The organism is Streptomyces sp. NPDC048106 (assembly GCF_040706415.1).
Lineage (GTDB): Bacteria > Actinomycetota > Actinomycetes > Streptomycetales > Streptomycetaceae > Streptomyces.
Genome location: NZ_JBEZND010000001.1, coordinates 1 through 17081 on the forward strand (window position 1 = coordinate 1; position 17081 = coordinate 17081).

Genomic DNA, 17081 nt, shown 5'->3' on the forward strand with positions numbered 1-17081 from the left:
GGTTGATAGGCCGGATCTGGAAGCCAGGTAACTGGTGGAGGTGACCGGTACTAATAGGCCGAGGGCTTGTCCTCAGTTGCTCGCGTCCACTGTGTTGGTTCTGAAACCACGAACAGCCATTCGGTTGTCAGTTTCATAGTGTTTCGGTGGTTATAGCGTTAGGGAAACGCCCGGTTACATTCCGAACCCGGAAGCTAAGCCTTTCAGCGCCGATGGTACTGCAGGGGGGACCCTGTGGGAGAGTAGGACGCCGCCGAACAATTTTTGGGGAAACCCCCGCACCTCTGGTGCGGGGGTTTTCTGCGTTCAGGGGAGTTTTCCGTCAGTGTGCTGCCCGGAAGGGCGGTGGGTCGGCGCCGCTCAGAGTCGACCCGCCGCCTTCAGGGCCAGATACGCGTCCGCCAGAACCGGCGCCAGGTTCTCCGGGGTCGCGTCGACCACGGTGACCCCGTGCCGGCGCAACTTGTCCGCGGTGCGCTGTCGTTCGTTCTGTGCCTGGGCGGCGGCAGCCGCCTCGTAAACCGATTCCGCGCTGCCCCGGGCCTTCGCCATGCGGGCGATGTGCGGATCGGCCACCGCGGCGACCAGGACCGTATGGCGGTGCGTGAGCTGGGGGAGTACAGGGAGCAGTCCCTGCTCCACCGGTGCCGCGTCCAGCGTCGTGAGCAGGACGATCAGGGAACGCCGCGGCGCCGTGCGAAGCGCCATGGAGGTCAGGCCCCGGTTGTCGGTCTCCACGAGTTCCGGTTCGAGCGTGGCCATCGCGCCGACGAGTGAGGGCAGCAGCTCGTTCGCGGAGCGGCCCTGGACCAGGGCGCGTACCCGGCGGTCGTAGGCGAGCAGATCCACGCGATCGCCGGCCCGGGAGGCGAGCGCCGCGAGGAGGAGTGCCGCGTCCATGGCCGCGTCCAGGCGCGGGGCGTCGCCCACCCGCCCGGCCGAGGTGCGGCCGGTATCCAGGACAAGAAGAATGTGGCGGTCGCGTTCGGGGCGCCAGGTGCGTACGGCGACCGCGGACTGCCGGGCGGTGGCCCGCCAGTCGATCGAGCGGGTGTCGTCGCCGGGGACGTACTCGCGAAGGCTGTCGAACTCGGTTCCTTCGCCGCGCGTCAATACGCTTGTACGACCGTCGAGTTCACGCAACCGAGCGAGTTTCGAAGGAAGATGCTTGCGGCTCGTGAACGGGGGCAGAACCCGTACAGACCAGGGCACACGATGGGCGCCCTGGCGGGAGAACAGCCCGAGGGGGCCGTAGGAGCGGATCGTCACACGGTCCGCCTGGCGGTCGCCTCGGCGGGTGGGGTGCAGCCGGGTGGTCACCCGCCTGCGTTCGCCCGAGGGCACGGTCAGCTGGTGCCGGGACGACTCGACCTCCGTCCCGGGAAGCCAGCTGCTGGGCGGCCAGCCGTCCCGGAGCCGTGCCCGCAGCGTGCGGCGCGACGGATTGGCGACCGTGAGGGTGACATCGGCGCCCTCACCGAGCCGGGCGGTGGTGTCGCCGGAGCGGTTGAGGACCAGGTTTCGCACGGGCGCGGCCAGCGCGAAGTCGCAGGCGCAGGCCAGGGCCAGCGGGCCGTTGACCGCGAGGAGGCCCGTCCAGCTCGGTTCCAGGATGCCGACCGGGATGGAGCCGAGGGCCGCGAGCAGGGCGGCGCGTCCGGTGAGCGCCATCAGCGGGGAACCGGGACGTGGGCGAGGACGGCGTTGATGACGGAGTCGGCCGTCACGCCTTCCATCTCCGCCTCGGGGCGCAGCTGGACGCGGTGGCGCAGGGTCGGCAGGGCAAGGGCCTTGACGTCGTCCGGGATGACGTAATCCCGGCCCGTCAGCCAGGCCCAGGCACGAGCGGTGGACAGAAGGGCGGTGGCCCCCCGCGGGGACACACCCATGGTGAGGGAAGGGGATTCGCGAGTGGCACGGCAGATATCGACGACGTAGGCCGTGATCTCCGGGGAGACGGTCGTCGCGGCGACCGATGCGCGGGCCGCTGCTAGGTCGGCGGGGCCGGCGACGGGACGTATGCCTGCGGCGCGCAGATCACGGGGGTCGAAGCCCGAGGCGTGGCGGGTGAGGACGTCGATCTCGTTCTCGCGGGAGGGCAGCGGGATCGTCAGCTTGAGTAGGAAACGGTCCAGCTGGGCCTCGGGAAGGGGATAGGTGCCCTCGTACTCGACCGGGTTCTGCGTGGCGGCGACGAGGAACGGCTCGGGGAGGGGGCGGGGCGTGCCGTCGACCGTGACCTGGCGCTCCTCCATGGCCTCCAGGAGGGAGGACTGGGTCTTGGGCGGGGTGCGGTTGATCTCGTCCGCGAGCAGGAGATTGGTGAAGACCGGGCCGGGCTGGAAGGAGAACTCGGCGGTGCGGGTGTCGTAGACGAGGGAGCCGGTGACGTCGCTCGGCATCAGATCGGGGGTGAACTGGACGCGTTTGGTGTCGAGTTCGAGGGCGGAGGCGAGGGCGCGCACGAGCAGCGTCTTGGCGACTCCGGGGACGCCTTCGAGCAGGACGTGCCCGCGGCACAGGAGGGCGACGACGAGACCGGTCACGGCGGGGTCCTGGCCGACCACGGCTTTGGCGATCTCGGCGCGCAGGGTTTCCAGGGAGGCGCGGGGGTCGTCCGCGGCCTTGGTCAGCCCGGCGTTGTCGGTGGTCGGATCCGTCATGAACGGCGTACCTCTCTTTCGAGGGCGTCGAGTTGGTCGGTCAGGGTGATCAGGGCCGTGTCGTCGCCGGGCGGCGGCCCGAAGAGCAGAGAGCGCAGGTCCTGTCCGTCGCCGGCGAGACGGGCGGACAGGGCGGGGAGCAGCGCCTCGGGCGCGTGCGCCTGGGCGACGGGCACCCCGGCGAGCGGCGCGAGGCGGGTGCGGGCAGCGGAGCGCAGCGCGGCGGCCGCGCGGTCGCGGGCGTTGGCCTTGCGGTAGAGGCGGGCGCGGCCTTCGGCGGTCTCGGAGGCCCGGATCGCGACGGGGAGTCGTTCGGGCACCAGGGGGCCGAAGCGGCGTCCCCGCCAGAAGGCGGCTAGCACGGCCGCGATGAACAGCTGCAAGGTGGCCCACAGCCAGCCCGAGGGGATCAGATCGAGGAAGCTCTTGCGGTCGCTGTCGGCGGCGGGGGCGTCGGAGAGCGAGGGGAGGTACCAGACCAGATGGGGGCGGGAGCCGAGGAGTTGCAGGGCGAGCGAGGCGTTGCCCTGTTCGTCGAGGCGGTCGTTGTAGAGGATGTCGGGCGCGCCGAGCAGGACGGTGTCGCCTCCGGACGCGGCCGGGATACGCAGCAGGGTGGCGAGCCGGTCGCTGGGGTAGCAGGAGTCGGCGTCGGGCCGCGTGGTGGTGTAGCGGACCCCGCCGGTGTCGGCGCTGCCTGCGCGCCGGGCCTCAGGCAGGGGGCAGCCGGGGGCCAGGGTGGAGCCGAGGCTGTCGGCGGGGTCGGCACTGACCCCGGGGGCGAGCCGGCCGACGGACCAGCCGCTCGCCGCGACGAGGACGGTGCGCCCGCCGGAGGGCGCGGTCGCCCGGTGCAGTTCGGTCTGCTGGCCGCTGGTGAGCCGGTCGGGGACGGCGACCAGGAGGGTGGTGTCGGGGCCGGCGGCGGCGCGGGCGGCGCGCAGGGTGGTGACCACGCGCGTGGTGACCCCTCGGTCGGCCAGCAGCTGGGCGACGGCGTGGCTGCCATAGGCGTCGGCGGAGCGCGGGTCCAGCTCGCCGTGTCGCTCGGTGGAGCGTACGGCGGCCATGGCGACGGCCGCGGCCAGGAGCAGCACGACGGCGAGGGCGATGCCTCGCGTCCGGGTCCACACCGTGCGGGCCGTGGGCGCGGTGGAGGTGGTCGGCGGCGCGGCCTCGGCGGTCATCCGGCGGCCCCCTGGCTGGTGCTGTGGGCCGTGTCGGCCGTGCTGTCGGCGTGGGCGGGCCTGGTTCGTTCCAGGTCGCGGTCGAGTTCGGCGAGGCGGTGGTACGCCTGCTCGCTCGCGGCGCGTCCGCCGTACGTCACGTCGTCGAACTCCCGGGCGGCGGCGCGGAGCCGGTCGGTGTGTGTGGGCAGGGAGCGGCCGGCCTCGGCGGCTGCCTCGTCGGCGGTGCGCCCGGGACGGATGTCGAGCACGGTGCGCTCTTCCAGGGCGCGGACGATGGCGCGCATGCGCTCCTGGACGGCCTGGCTCCAGTGGCCCTGGGCGGCGTGTGCCTCGCTGGCCGCGCGGTGTTCGGCGGCGCTGCGCGGACCGTCGTCGAACAGGACGGCGGCGGAGCGGGTGGGGCGGCGCTGCGGGGTGCCCAGCCGCCACCACAGGGCGGCCAGGACGGCGACGATGAAGAGGACCACGACCCACAGGCCGACCGCGCCGCCGGGCATCGGCGCGGCGGCGCTGCCGAACAGGCCGTCGAGCCAGTTCGCGAGCGCCTTCAGGGCGCGCTCGAACAGGCCGGGGTCGTTCTCGTGGTACATGCGCTTGGCCAGTTCGCGCCGGGCCGCCTCGCGGGCGGGGTCGCGCGGGATGGCCACCGCCGGGCCGTCCCCCGGGCCTGCGGCAGTGAGGGCGGACGCGCCCGAGGCGCGCAGCAGGCCGTGTACGACTGTGGCCACGGCGCCGGGCGGACCCGGCGCCGTGAACGATCCCCCCGTGAAGAGCACCCCGTCAGCTCCCCGGGACGGGGCCGGGGGTGCCGGTGGGGGCGCCCTGGACACCGGCGGCGCGGGCCAGTTCGAGGTCGAGGCCCTCGCGGCGGATGCGCTGGTCGATGTAGAGGAACACGGTGACGCAGGCGGAGATCGGCAGGGTGATGGTGGTGCCGATCACCGCGCCGATCCCGATGATCGTCAGGAAGGTCCAGCCGACGTGTCCGCCGTTCTGACCCAGCAGGCCGGACAGGCCGTCGTCGCTCGCGATCAGGGCGATCACGGTGAAGGGGATCGAGATCAGCACCCTGACGACGCCGACGATGAGCCCGGCGAGCAGCTGGATGCCGAGGATGCGCCACCAGGAGCCGTGCACCAGCTTCGTGGAGCGGCGCAGGGACTGCATGATGCCCTGCTTCTCCAGCATCAGCGCGGGTGCGGCCAGGGAGAAGCGCACCGTCAGCCACACGAGCACGACCATCCCGGCGAGGAAGCCGAGGATCAGGAGTGCGATTCCGGCGCCCCGGCTGCCGCCGAGGAAGCCGATGATGCCGGGCACCGAGGCGACCAGCATGATTCCGAAGCCCATGAGGGCGAGCAGGAGCAGCTGTCCGAACAGCTTCCACAGCTGCGGGCGGGCCTCCCGCCAGGCCTCGCCCAGGGTGGCCGGCCTGCCGAGGACGGCGCGGCTGGTCACGCTCGTCAGCATCGCGGTGGCGATGAGCGTGCCGATCACGGTGATCAGGCCCAGGATGATGGAACTGAGGAAGGACTCGCCCATGATGCGGAGGGCTTCGGTGGGCGTGACCGTCGGGTCGTTGAGGGAGGCCCGGGTGGCGGCGTTGTTCAGGAAGAGGCCCTGGACGAGGACCGAGATGATCTCCGTGACCAGTGCGAGCGTCAGGGATATGCCGAGGACCGTGCGCCAGTAGGTGCGCAGGGTGGAGACGGCACCGTCGAGGATCTCGCCGACGCCGAGCGGGCGCAGCGGGATGACGCCGGGCTTGGCCGCGGGCGGGGGACCGCCCCAGCCGCCGCCCCAGGCTCCGTAGCCGCCGGGGACGCCGTAACCACCGCCGTAGCCAGGGGGGCCTCCGTAACCGCCGCCGGGTGTGCCCGGCTGGGGGCCGCCCCAACCGGGGCCAGGCGGCGGGGTCTGGCCGGGGGCACCCGTGGGCGCGGACCACTGGCCGGGTGGCGGCTGCTGGGGGGACCACTGCGCGCCTGGGCCCTGCGGCTGAGGGCCCGGTTGCGGGCCCGGCTGCGGGGTGGGCGCGCCGGCACCGTTTCCGGGCTGGTCGGCGGTGTCGGACGTGCCGGGTTCCTGTCCCTCGGGCGTCGGGTCGGATCCGGGCGAGGCCCAGCCCGGAGTGTCTGTCATCGGAGCTCCTTCTCGGTGCCCGTCCGCGGTCGCGGCGGCAGGTTGGTGGACATCGTGCCATGGGGCGGTGACGTCAGGGCGGGGCGAGGGGCGGGCCGGATGTCTTCAGTTGCCCGCAGTCTCCAGGGCAGACTGACCGCATGGCTGATCATCAGGCACGAAGCGGCGGGGACGAACGGCCGTCCGGTATACCGGCGATCCGATGGGAGGAACCACCCGAAGGTCCTGTGCTGGTCCTTCTCGATCAGACGAGGCTTCCCGTGGAGGAGGTCGAGCTGGTGTGCACGGACGCGCCGGCGCTGGTGGAGGCGATCCGTTCGCTCGCCGTGCGCGGGGCGCCGCTGCTCGGGATCGCGGGGGCGTATGGCGTCGCGCTCGCCGCCGCGCGGGGCTTCGACGTGCCCGAGGCGGCGCGCTCCATCGAGGAGGCCAGGCCCACTGCGGTGAACCTGTCCGTCGGCGTGCGCCGGGCACGGGCCGCGTACGAGGCCGAGCTGGCCGGCAGCGGCGACCCGGCCGCCGCGGCCGTGGCGGCGCTGGCCGCGGCGCGGACGCTGCACCGGCAGGACGCCGAGGCCAGCGCCCGGATGGCGGCCCATGGCCTGGCGCTGCTGGACGAACTGGTGCCCGGCGGCGGGCACCGGATCCTCACCCACTGCAACACCGGGGCGCTGGTTTCGGGCGGTGAGGGCACCGCTCTGGCGGTGGCGCTCGCGGCCCATCGTGCGGGGCGGCTGCGCAGGCTGTGGGTGGACGAGACGCGTCCGCTGCTCCAGGGCGCGCGCCTGACGGCGTACGAGGCGGCCCGCAACGGCATGGCGTACACCCTGCTCACCGACAATGCGGCGGGCTCGCTGTTCGCGGCGGGTGAGGTGGACGCGGTGCTGATCGGGGCGGACCGGATCGCGGCGGACGGCTCCGTGGCGAACAAGGTGGGCAGCTATCCGCTCGCCGTGCTCGCGCGCCACCACGGGGTGCCGTTCATCGTGGTGGCGCCGCTGACCACGATCGATCCGGACACCCCCGACGGCGCGTCCATCGAGGTCGAGCAGCGTCCCGGCTTCGAGGTGACCGAGGTGATGGCCCCGCAGGCGCAGGTGACCGGGCCGGGCGGCGGGATCCCGGTGGCGCCGCTGGGGACGCAGGCGTACAACCCGGCGTTCGATGTGACGCCGCCGGAGCTGGTGACGGCCATCGTCACCGAGGAGGGGGCCGTCACGCCCGTGTCGAGTGAGACGCTCGCTGGAGTGTGCGAGCGGGCGCGTGAGGCGGCGATCGGCTGACCGGAAACGCGGCGCCGGGATGCGGAGCCGGCGCCGCGGGCCGCCCGGTGAGACGGCCTGGGCAGACAGTGACGGCTCCGTACGACTATCGTCACCGGCCAGTGACCTCGCTCACCAGCGCCTCTGTCACTGTTACGAGAATGGGATGATGTCGTTTATGAAGGGACGAGTCCTTGTCGTCGACGACGACACCGCACTGGCCGAGATGCTCGGCATCGTGCTGCGTGGTGAAGGTTTTGAGCCGTCTTTCGTAGCTGACGGCGACAAGGCGCTGGCCGCGTTCCGTGAGGCCAAGCCCGACTTGGTGCTGCTCGACCTGATGCTGCCCGGACGGGACGGCATCGAGGTGTGCCGGCTGATCCGGGCCGAGTCCGGCGTGCCGATCGTGATGCTCACGGCCAAGAGCGACACCGTGGACGTCGTGGTGGGCCTGGAGTCGGGCGCGGACGACTACATCGTCAAGCCGTTCAAGCCGAAGGAGCTGGTGGCGCGGATCCGGGCGCGACTGCGGCGCTCCGAGGAGCCGGCGCCTGAGCAGCTGACCATCGGTGACCTGGTCATCGACGTGGCCGGGCACTCGGTGAAGCGGGAGGGGCAGTCGATCGCGCTGACCCCGCTGGAGTTCGACCTGCTGGTCGCGCTCGCCCGCAAGCCCTGGCAGGTCTTCACCCGCGAGGTATTGCTCGAACAGGTGTGGGGTTACCGTCACGCCGCCGACACCCGCCTCGTCAACGTGCATGTCCAGCGGCTGCGCTCCAAGGTCGAGAAGGACCCGGAACGGCCGGAGATCGTGGTGACCGTCCGTGGTGTCGGTTACAAGGCCGGACCGAGCTGACATGTCCGGGGACAGCGCCGCTTCGGGATCCGGCCTGCCCGGGGACCGTCCGAAGCGGCCTGTCGGCCGGACGGCGGCGGGTGCGCGCTTCAGGCGACTCTTCGAGGGCGGACTGATGCAGGGCGGGGTGCAGGGCAGTCCGGTCCTGCGGCTCCTCCTGCGCTGGGTGCGCAGGCCGTTGCTGCCGGTGATGCGGCTGTGGCGGCGCAATATCCAGCTCAGGGTCGTCGCCACCACGTTGGTGATGTCGCTGGGCGTCGTCCTGCTGCTCGGCTTCGTCGTGATCGGGCAGGTGCGCAACGGCCTGCTGGACGCGAAGGTACGCGCCTCGCAGAGCCAGGCCACGGGCGGCTTCGCGGTGGCCAAGCAGCGCGCCGACGAGGCGGCGGGCACCAACGGCACGGGTACCGGTACCACGCCCGGCACCGCCGACGGCGGTACGGACGACACCGCCGGCGCGGACGGACGCCCGACGCAGAACGTCATCCAGTGGATGAGCGACCTCGTGGAGTCGCTGTCCAGCGGCGGCGCGGGCGCCTTCGACGTGGTGACGCTGCCCGTCGGCGACGACAGCGGCGGCGGCCGCAGCCCGCGCGGCTCCGGCAACGTCAACCCGAATTCCAGCGTCCCCGCCGACCTGCGCGAGCGGGTGAACAGCGGCACGACGGCCGCCCAGAGCTACACGCGCATCATCTACTCCAACGGCAAGGACTCGCAGCCCGCGCTGGTCATCGGCAAGCAGGTCAACGACCCGAACGGGCGACCGTACGAGCTGTACTACCTCTTCCCGCTCACGCAGGAAGAGAAGTCCCTGAGCCTGGTCAAGGGCACCCTGGCGACCGCCGGGCTGTTCGTCGTCGTCCTGCTCGGGGCCATCGCCTGGCTGGTGGTGCGGCAGGTCGTCACGCCGGTGCGGATGGCGGCCGGGATCGCCGAGCGGCTGTCCGCCGGGCGGCTCCAGGAACGGATGAAGGTCACCGGCGAGGACGACATCGCCCGTCTGGGCGAGGCCTTCAACAAGATGGCGCAGAACCTCCAGGGCAAGATCCAGCAGCTGGAGGACCTGTCGCGGATGCAGCGCCGGTTCGTCTCGGACGTCTCGCACGAGCTGCGCACCCCGCTGACGACCGTCCGTATGGCCGCCGACGTCATCCATGAGGCACGCGGGGACTTCGACCCGGTGACCGCGCGCTCCGCCGAGCTGCTCGCCGACCAGCTGGACCGCTTCGAGTCGCTGCTCGCGGATCTGCTGGAGATCAGCCGCTTCGACGCGGGCGCGGCGGCGCTGGAGGCCGAGCCGATCGACCTCAGGGAGGTCGTGCGGCGCGTGGTGGGCGGCGCCGAGCCGCTCGCCGAGCGCAAGGGCACGCGGATACGGGTGGTCGGCGATCTGCAGCCCGTGGTCGCGGAGGCCGACGCCCGGCGCGTGGAGCGGGTGCTGCGCAATCTCGTCGTCAATGCCGTCGAGCACGGCGAGGGCAAGGACGTCATCGTCAGGCTGGCCGCCGCGGGTGGCGCGGTCGCCGTCGCGGTGCGCGACTACGGCGTCGGGCTCAAGCCGGGCGAGGCGACCCGGGTGTTCAGCCGCTTCTGGCGGGCCGATCCGGCCCGTGCCCGTACCACCGGGGGCACCGGTCTCGGGCTGTCGATCGCCCTGGAGGACGCGCGGCTGCACGGCGGCTGGCTGCAGGCCTGGGGCGAGCCGGGCGGCGGTTCGCAGTTCCGGCTGACGCTGCCCAGGACCGCGGACGAGCCACTGCGGGGCTCGCCGATACCGCTGGAGCCCAAGGACGCGCGCCGCAACCGGCACCCCGACGATTCCGGGACGCCCCGCGCTGAGAGGCGGGCGACCGTTCCGGCGCAGCAGCGCGGTGGTCCCGCGTCCGCGCTGCCGGCGGGCGCCCCCATCGCGCCCCGGCGGCCCGCCGCGAGCCCCGCCGCCGATCCGACCGCCCTGCCCGGCAACGGGGCGCGCGTGGTGCCCCGGCCCACGGGGTCCGTGCGGCGCCCGGAGGAGCGGCCCGCCGCGGACTCGGCGCCGGACGCACCGGCCGTCCGCCAGGAGCCGGGGCAGGGGGCGGGCCAGGAACAGGCACGGCCAGGGGATTCGACCGAGCCAGGGGAGGCATTTCGTGGGCGCTGACCGCGAGGGGGGCGCCGGGCGACGACCGTGGCGCGCGGCGGCGTACACCGCCTTGGGGGCCGTTCTGCTGGCCGGGTGCGCCTCGATGCCCGACAGCGGCGATCTGCGGGACGTGGAGTCCACGCCCCGGCAGGACACCGGGGTACGGGTGTTCGCCATGCCGCCCGCCGAGGACGCCAACCCGGGCGAGATCATGCAGGGCTTCCTGGAGGCGCTGACCAGCGACGACCCGGCGTACGACACGGCGCGCAAGTACCTGGCGAGCGATGCCGCGCGTACCTGGCGACCGGAGCAGTCGGCCACCGTCCTCGCGAACGGGCCGAGCATCGAGACCGACTGCCGTGCGGGCAACCGGGAGGCGGCCAACAGCGTCACCTGTGTGCTGACCGGCGCCCGGGTGGCCACGGTCGACGCTGAGCAGGCCTACCAGCCCGCGACCGGCACCTACCGCAAGAAGGTGCATCTCACCCGGGACGGCAAGACCGGGCAGTGGCGCATCGACGAGCTGCCCGACGGCGTGGTCATGGGCAAGTCGGACTTCCAGCGCAACTACACGTCCGTCGACAAGTACTACTTCGCCTCCGGGACGCCGCTCGGGGCGGCGGCCGGGGAGCCGGTGGCGGTCGCCGATCCGGTCTTCGTGCGCAGCAAGGTCGACCCGATGACGCAGATGGTCCGTTCGCTGCTGAAGGGGCCGTCCACCTGGCTCCGGCCGGTGGTGCGCTCCAGCTTCCCGACCGGCACGGCCCTGCAGAAGGGCGTGTCAGGGCTGGCGCCGGACGACCAGAACAGGCTGACGGTGCCGCTGAACCTCAAGGATTCGCGCATCGCGGAGTCCACGTGCACCGAGATGGCCACCCAGCTGCTGTTCATGCTGCGGAACCTGGCACCGACCCTGGAGTCCGTCGATCTGCGGGGCACCGGCGGCGGCCAGCTGTGCGAGCTGACCGAGGAGCGCGCCGAGTCCGAGGCATGGCACGGCTCGGCGAAGCGGCCCGAATACCTGTACTACGTCGACGGCAAGCACCGGCTGGTGCGGATGCCGACCGCGAGTACCGGCACCGGGTCCGTGCAGGTGCCGGGCGCACTCGGCGAGGGTGACAGGACGCTGCAGTCGGTGGCGGTGTCGCGGGACGAACACAGCGTGGCGGCGGTCGACGGCGACGGCACGTCGCTGCGTGTGACGTCGCTGGCCCTGGACGGCTCGCTCGGCGACGCGCTGGTCACCAGCCACGGCCCGACGCCCGCCGATCGGCTGACCACGCCGAGCTGGGACGCCCGCGGCGACCTCTGGGTGGCCGACCGCGACCCGCAGGACACCGGCCTGTACGTCGTGGAGCACGGCGCCGACAGGGCGGAGAAGGTCACCGTCCCGGACCTGCCCGGCCGTATCAAGGACGTCCGGGTGGCCGCCGACGGCGTGCGGGTCGCGCTGGTCGTGGAGAAGGACGGCAAGCAGTCCCTGCAGATCGGCCGGATCGAGCACGGGGACCGGACCGGGGAGGCGCCCTCGGTGGTCGGGCTCCGTTCCGCCGCGCCCGACCTGGAGGAGGTCAGCGCCATGACCTGGGCCGGGGACAGCAGGCTGCTGGTCGTCGGCCAGGAGCAGGGCGGCGTGCAGCAGATGCGGTACGTGCAGGTCGACGGTGCCACGCTCGACGGTCCGGCGCCCGGCGCGCTGCCGGGGTTGAAGGCGATCGCCGCGTCCGAGAGCGAACGGGTGCCGCTGGTGGCCTACTCGGACGACGGGATCGTCCGGCTGCCGAGCGGGGCGCAGTGGCAGAAGGTGGACAAGGACGGGACGGCGCCGGTCTATCCGGGCTGACCTGCCCGTGCTGACCTGTCCGGGCTGAGCCACGGGCCTGTGGGGGGCTGCGCGAGTTGTCCACAGGCCGTTGTCCACAGGGGTGGTGGGCCGGCCCCGGCCTTGGCACAGTGGTGGTCATGCGGGGGTGGTGGCGGGACCTCACCGACCTGGTGCTGCCGACCGACTGCGCGGGCTGCGGAGCACCTCGTACGACGCTCTGCGCGCGCTGCCGGACCGCGCTGGCCCCGGGCGCGCCGCGGCGGGTGCGGCCGCTGCCGGAGCCGCCCGGGCTGCCGGTGGTGTACGCGTCGGCTCCGTACGCGGACGCGGTGCGCGCGCTTCTTCTCGCCCACAAGGAGAGGGGCGCGCTGACGCTCACGGGGGCGCTGGGCACGGCTCTCGCGGGGGCCGTGCGGGCGGGTCTCGGTGCGTCGACCGGGTCCCGCGCACCGGCGAACGGGGCTTGGCGGGCTGGTACTGCGGGGACCGTCGTGCTCGTCCCCGTGCCCTCCGCCCGGTGGGCCGTGCGGGCACGGGGGCACGATCCGGTACGGCGGATGGCGCTCGCGGCGGCCGGGGAACTGCGGCGCACCGGGACGCCGGCCAGGGTGGCGGCGGTGCTGCGCCAGCGCAGGCCCGTGGCGGACCAGGCGGGGCTGGACGCGCGGCGGCGCCTGGCGAACCTCGCCGGCGCGCTGGAGGTGACGGCGGGCGGGGACCGGCTGCTCGCCGGCGGCCGGGTGGTGCTCGTCGACGACCTCGTCACCACCGGGGCCAGTCTCGCGGAGGCGGCGCGGGCCCTGAGAATCGGGGAGCCGGGGGCCGTGTACGAGAACGCAACTCGGGAAGGAAGGGAGGAACGAAGCGCCGGGGCACGACCGGAGAAGGGGCAGTGGGTGCATGGTGCAGCGAAAAAGGCTGCGGTGAACGCCCTTCGTCCGCCGCTGCACGCGGCGGTGATCGCCGCTCCTGCGAATTCTTTCGAAATGAACAGGAACTGACCGCAGACCTGCATCGTTGCAGGTAGTGAGAGGGTTAATTGACCTGAACGGAGGTACGTCGCGGTAGAGGGTGACGACATCCGTCCGGGCGAGATATGTTCGGTTGTGAGGAAAGAGGCGCAGGCCACACCTCTCATATCCGAATGCCGTGCTGCGGGTTTTCCGCAATCACCCGCGCCGGTGGGGTGGAGACCCCGCCCCTGGGGGAGGAGGAGGTGGACGTCACCGAGTCCGAGGTCCGGTGCTCACCGGGCCCCTGGTGCAAAAGGGAGATGCTCCGCCGAAACAGCGGAGCGATCCGGGAACGGAGTTCTGCGTGGACATCGTCGTCAAAGGCCGCAAGACCGAGGTGCCCGACCGGTTCCGCAAGCACGTGGCCGAGAAGCTGAAGCTGGAGAAGATCCAGAAGCTCGATGGCAAGGTGATCAGCCTCGACGTCGAGGTGTCCAAGGAGCCCAATCCTCGTCAGGCCGACCGCTGCGACCGAGTGGAGATCACGCTCCGCTCCCGTGGTCCGGTGATCCGGGCGGAGGCGGCGGCAAGTGACCCGTACGCGGCACTCGACATGGCGGCGGAGAAGCTGGACGCGCGGCTGCGCAAGCAGCACGACAAGCGGTTCTCGCGTCGCGGCGCACGCCGGATCTCGGCGGCCGAGGTCCCCGACCACGTCCCGGGCGCGGCGACGCTGAACGGAAACGGCCTCCCGGTGGGGGAGGAAGAGACGGACGGAGTGCCGACCACGAAGATCGGCTCGTTGGAGGTCAAGGGCGAAGGCCCCCTGGTCGTCCGCGAGAAGACCCACGTCGCCTCCCCGATGAGCCTGGACCAGGCCCTCTACGAGATGGAACTGGTCGGCCACGACTTCTACTTGTTCGTCGACTCCGAGACGAAGGAACCGAGCGTCGTCTACCGGCGCCACGCCTACGACTACGGCGTGATCCACCTCAGTACGGACCCGATGGTCGCCGAGGCGCAGCCCCCAGCGGCAGGGGGCACGCTGGGCGGCTGACCGCCCGGGCCGCAGCCGAACCGGTGCCCCTGGAGCGCGCGTGCGCCCCCGGGGCACCAGCGTGCGACCAGTTCACGCCGCGCACGGCGCCTCGGTGTCGTTCCGGCATGAAATCATGGCCGCAAGGGCCCAACCGGTGGGCCGCTGCCTTGGGTTGGCGATGGCACGGGACCACACAGGCCACAGCCTTCAGGGGGAGGAACGATGGCGGACACCTTCGGACCGATGCGGAGCGAGGAGGCCGACGACACCGACGACGGTGTCCTCGGCATGTGCTCCGGCGGGGGCTCGTCGCGCGAGGAACCGATCAGAGTCCTGGTGGTGGACGACCACGCGCTCTTCCGGCGCGGCCTGGAGATCGTGCTCGCGGCCGAGGAGGACATCCAGGTCGTCGGCGAGGCGGGCGATGGCGCCGAGGCCGTCGACAAGGCCGCCGATCTGCTGCCGGACATCGTGCTGATGGACGTCCGGATGCCCCGCCGCGGAGGGATCGAGGCGTGCACCTCCATCAAGGAGGTCGCCCCCAGCGCGAAGATCATCATGCTGACGATCAGCGACGAGGAGGCCGACCTCTACGACGCGATCAAGGCGGGCGCCACCGGATATCTGCTCAAGGAGATTTCCACCGACGAGGTGGCCACCGCCATTCGCGCGGTGGCCGACGGGCAGTCGCAGATCAGCCCGTCCATGGCGTCGAAACTCCTCACCGAGTTCAAGTCGATGATCCAGCGCACCGACGAGCGCCGGCTGGTGCCCGCGCCCCGGCTGACCGACCGTGAACTGGAAGTCCTCAAACTCGTCGCCACGGGGATGAACAACCGGGATATCGCCAAGGAGTTGTTCATCTCCGAGAACACCGTGAAGAACCACGTCCGCAACATCCTGGAGAAACTGCAGCTGCACTCCCGGATGGAGGCCGTGGTCTACGCGATGCGGGAGAAGATCCTGGAGATCCGTTAGCCGCCCGTCGTCAGCCGTCCGTCGTCCGCCGTCTCCGCTCAGCCGAGGGTCCGGGCGAGTTCCGTGGTGAGTGGTCCGTGCAGGGCGGGGGCGTCCACGCGCTCCACGCGGACATTGGTGCAATTCACCCACGTGGCGGCTTCGAGCAGGGCCTGGGCGACCGCCGGGACCGCCTTGGGACCGTCCAGGGTGACCTGCCGGGCCACCAGGGTGCGACCCTCCCGGGCCGGGTCGACACGCCCGACCAGCCGGCCGCCCGCGAGCACCGGCATGGCGAAGTAGCCGTACACCCGCTTGGGCTTGGGGACGTACGCCTCCAGGCGGTGGGTGAAGCCGAAGATCCGTTCCGTGCGCGCCCGTTCCCAGATCAGCGAGTCGAAGGGCGAGAGCAGGGTGGTGCGGTGGCGGCCGCGCGGCGGGGTCGCCAGGGCCGCCGGATCCGCCCAGGCCGGCCTGCCCCAGCCCTCCACCTCGACCGGCACCAGGCCCGAGTCCTCGATCACCGCGTCCACCTGCTCGGCCTTCAGCCGGTGGTAGTCGGCGATGTCCGCGCGGGTGCCCACCCCCAGCGACTCGCCGGCCAGCCGGACCAGGCGGCGCAGGCACTCGGCGTCGTCCAGCTCGTCGTGCAGCAGCGAGGCGGGGACGGCGCGTTCGGCCAGGTCGTAGACCCGCTTCCAGCCGCGGCGTTCGACGCACACCACCTCGCCGTACATCAGCGCCCGTTCGACCGCGACCTTGGTGCCGGACCAGTCCCACCACTCGCTGGTCCGCTTCGCGCCGCCCAGCTCGGTCGCGGTCAGCGGGCCCTCCGTGCGCAGCTGCTTGACGACCTGTTCGTAGGCGCCGTCGGGGAGTTCGTGGTTCCAGTGCGGGCGGTTGCGGTAGGCGCGGCGGCGGAAGGCGAAGTGCGGCCACTCCTCGACGGGCAGCAGACAGGCGGCGTGCGACCAGTACTCGAAGGCGTGCGGGCCCGCCGGGGACGCGCCCGCGGAATCCGGCCGCCAGTACGCCTGCTCGACGGTCTTGCGGCCGACGGCGCCGAGGCGGGCGTACGGCACGAGTTCGTGCGAGCGGGCGAGGACCGAGATGGTGTCGAGCTGGACCGCGCCGAGGTGCCGCAGCACCCCGCGCACCCCGGACCGGCGGTCGGGCGCGCCCAGCAGGCCCTGGGCCCGCAGGGCGATACGGCGGGCGTCGTCCGCGGTGAGCGTGGTGGTCGGGCGCGGCAGGGTCGTCATGCCTCGGACGATAGAGGGCGGCACTGACAACCCGCGCTGAGCTGCGGATTACTGTGCGGACCTCGGCAAGTAGGGGGCGGTGGACGGCAGGCCGAGGTCCGAGGGGAGCAGGGAGGCGATCCAGCAGTCCCGGCGCACGCCCTTGTTGTTGATGGCGGAGCGCAGGGTGCCCTCCAGGGTGAAACCCGCGCGTTCGGCGACCTTGCGCGAGCCGTGGTTGCCGACCTCGGCGCGCCACTCGACACGGTCGACGCCCAGGTCGGTGAAGATCCAGCGGCAGGCCGAGAGCGCGGCCTCCGTGACATAGCCGTGGCCGCGGTGCTCCTTGGCGGCCCAGAAGCCGAGCTCCGCCGCGGCGGGCCCGCGCATCGAGAGGCTGAGCATGCCGGCCAGCTCATCTTGGGCCTGGAAGATCCCCCAGGTGAACATCGAACCCTGCGCCCAGCCTTCCGGGACCATCTCGTGCGTGAAACCACGGGCGTGCTCGCGCAGGTAGGGGGAGGGGATCGTGGTCCAGCGCTGGATGTCGGGGTCCTGGGCGGCCTCGTACACGGCCTCGGTGTCGGCCGGTCCGACGGCGCGCAGACGAAGACGGCCGGTGGTGAGAGTGACGGGTTCCATCGGGCGATTCTGCTCGTACCGCCCGGCGGAGGGCCATTGTTTTCCGCGATCCGTGAGCACGCGATCACATTTCGCACAAATCCCTGCGTCGATGCGGCACTATCCGGATAGCCCGTCCGTTATTCCTGTGAAGCAGCGGCCGGGGTGCCAGGCCCTCCCGGCGCGGCGGGGTCCTCGCATACGATG

Annotated in this window: 14 protein-coding genes and 1 rRNA gene; 8 read left to right on the plus strand and 7 right to left on the minus strand. The window is 72.3% G+C overall.

Going from position 1 to position 17081, the window contains the following annotated elements; genetic code table 11:
• Positions 1–142 precede the first annotated feature (142 nt).
• Positions 143–259, plus strand: a 5S ribosomal RNA gene (gene rrf / locus AB0927_RS00005).
• A gap of 101 nt (positions 260–360) precedes the next feature.
• On the opposite strand, the gene AB0927_RS00010 is transcribed toward rrf, so the two are convergent.
• From AB0927_RS00010 to AB0927_RS00030, 5 genes are all read right to left on the minus strand, one after another.
• The gene (locus AB0927_RS00010; protein WP_366665149.1) at positions 361–1671 is read right to left on the minus strand and encodes a DUF58 domain-containing protein; all 1311 of its coding nucleotides are present in this window, start codon (positions 1669–1671) and stop codon (positions 361–363) included.
• Entirely contained in the window at positions 1671–2663 is a 993-nt protein-coding gene (locus AB0927_RS00015) for a MoxR family ATPase (RefSeq protein WP_366665150.1), read from the minus strand. Before AB0927_RS00015 ends, AB0927_RS00010 begins: the two co-directional genes overlap by 1 nt.
• Positions 2660–3850, minus strand: a complete 1191-nt coding sequence (locus AB0927_RS00020) for a DUF4350 domain-containing protein (protein ID WP_366665151.1) — start codon at positions 3848–3850, stop codon at positions 2660–2662. The genes AB0927_RS00015 and AB0927_RS00020 overlap by 4 nt, the downstream gene beginning before the upstream one ends.
• A complete protein-coding gene (locus tag AB0927_RS00025) occupies positions 3847–4560 on the minus strand; it encodes a DUF4129 domain-containing protein (RefSeq protein ID WP_366665517.1) in 714 nt (237 codons plus the stop codon). The genes AB0927_RS00020 and AB0927_RS00025 overlap by 4 nt, the downstream gene beginning before the upstream one ends.
• 73 nt (positions 4561–4633) lie before the next feature.
• Positions 4634–5995, minus strand: coding sequence for a hypothetical protein (locus AB0927_RS00030; protein ID WP_366665152.1), 1362 nt, complete (start codon positions 5993–5995; stop codon positions 4634–4636).
• A gap of 140 nt (positions 5996–6135) precedes the next feature.
• Between AB0927_RS00030 and mtnA the strand changes: the two genes are divergently transcribed.
• From mtnA to AB0927_RS00065, 7 genes are all read left to right on the plus strand, one after another.
• Positions 6136–7278, plus strand: coding sequence for an S-methyl-5-thioribose-1-phosphate isomerase (gene mtnA / locus AB0927_RS00035; RefSeq protein ID WP_366665153.1), 1143 nt, complete (start codon positions 6136–6138; stop codon positions 7276–7278).
• Between the two features lie 145 nt (positions 7279–7423).
• Positions 7424–8113, plus strand: a complete 690-nt coding sequence (gene mtrA / locus AB0927_RS00040) for a two-component system response regulator MtrA (protein ID WP_187282414.1) — start codon at positions 7424–7426, stop codon at positions 8111–8113.
• Between the two features lies 1 nt (position 8114).
• Positions 8115–10256 (plus strand): MtrAB system histidine kinase MtrB, encoded by a 2142-nt coding sequence (mtrB, locus tag AB0927_RS00045; RefSeq protein ID WP_366665154.1) that lies wholly within the window; start codon positions 8115–8117, stop codon positions 10254–10256.
• Positions 10246–12081, plus strand: a complete 1836-nt coding sequence (locus tag AB0927_RS00050; RefSeq protein ID WP_366665155.1) for an LpqB family beta-propeller domain-containing protein — start codon at positions 10246–10248, stop codon at positions 12079–12081. The genes mtrB and AB0927_RS00050 overlap by 11 nt, the downstream gene beginning before the upstream one ends.
• 119 nt (positions 12082–12200) lie before the next feature.
• Complete coding sequence (locus AB0927_RS00055) at positions 12201–13064, plus strand: ComF family protein (RefSeq protein ID WP_366665156.1); 864 nt, start codon at positions 12201–12203, stop codon at positions 13062–13064.
• A gap of 316 nt (positions 13065–13380) precedes the next feature.
• Positions 13381–14073, plus strand: coding sequence for a ribosome-associated translation inhibitor RaiA (gene raiA, locus AB0927_RS00060; protein ID WP_366665157.1), 693 nt, complete (start codon positions 13381–13383; stop codon positions 14071–14073).
• A 204-nt stretch (positions 14074–14277) separates the two neighbouring features.
• Complete coding sequence (locus AB0927_RS00065; protein WP_366665158.1) at positions 14278–15033, plus strand: response regulator transcription factor; 756 nt, start codon at positions 14278–14280, stop codon at positions 15031–15033.
• 38 nt (positions 15034–15071) lie between these two features.
• On the opposite strand, the gene AB0927_RS00070 is transcribed toward AB0927_RS00065, so the two are convergent.
• Both AB0927_RS00070 and AB0927_RS00075 read right to left on the minus strand, forming a co-directional pair.
• Positions 15072–16274, minus strand: coding sequence for a crosslink repair DNA glycosylase YcaQ family protein (locus AB0927_RS00070; protein ID WP_366665159.1), 1203 nt, complete (start codon positions 16272–16274; stop codon positions 15072–15074).
• A 48-nt stretch (positions 16275–16322) separates the two neighbouring features.
• Positions 16323–16895 (minus strand): GNAT family N-acetyltransferase, encoded by a 573-nt coding sequence (locus tag AB0927_RS00075; RefSeq protein ID WP_366665160.1) that lies wholly within the window; start codon positions 16893–16895, stop codon positions 16323–16325.
• Positions 16896–17081: the final 186 nt, after the last annotated feature.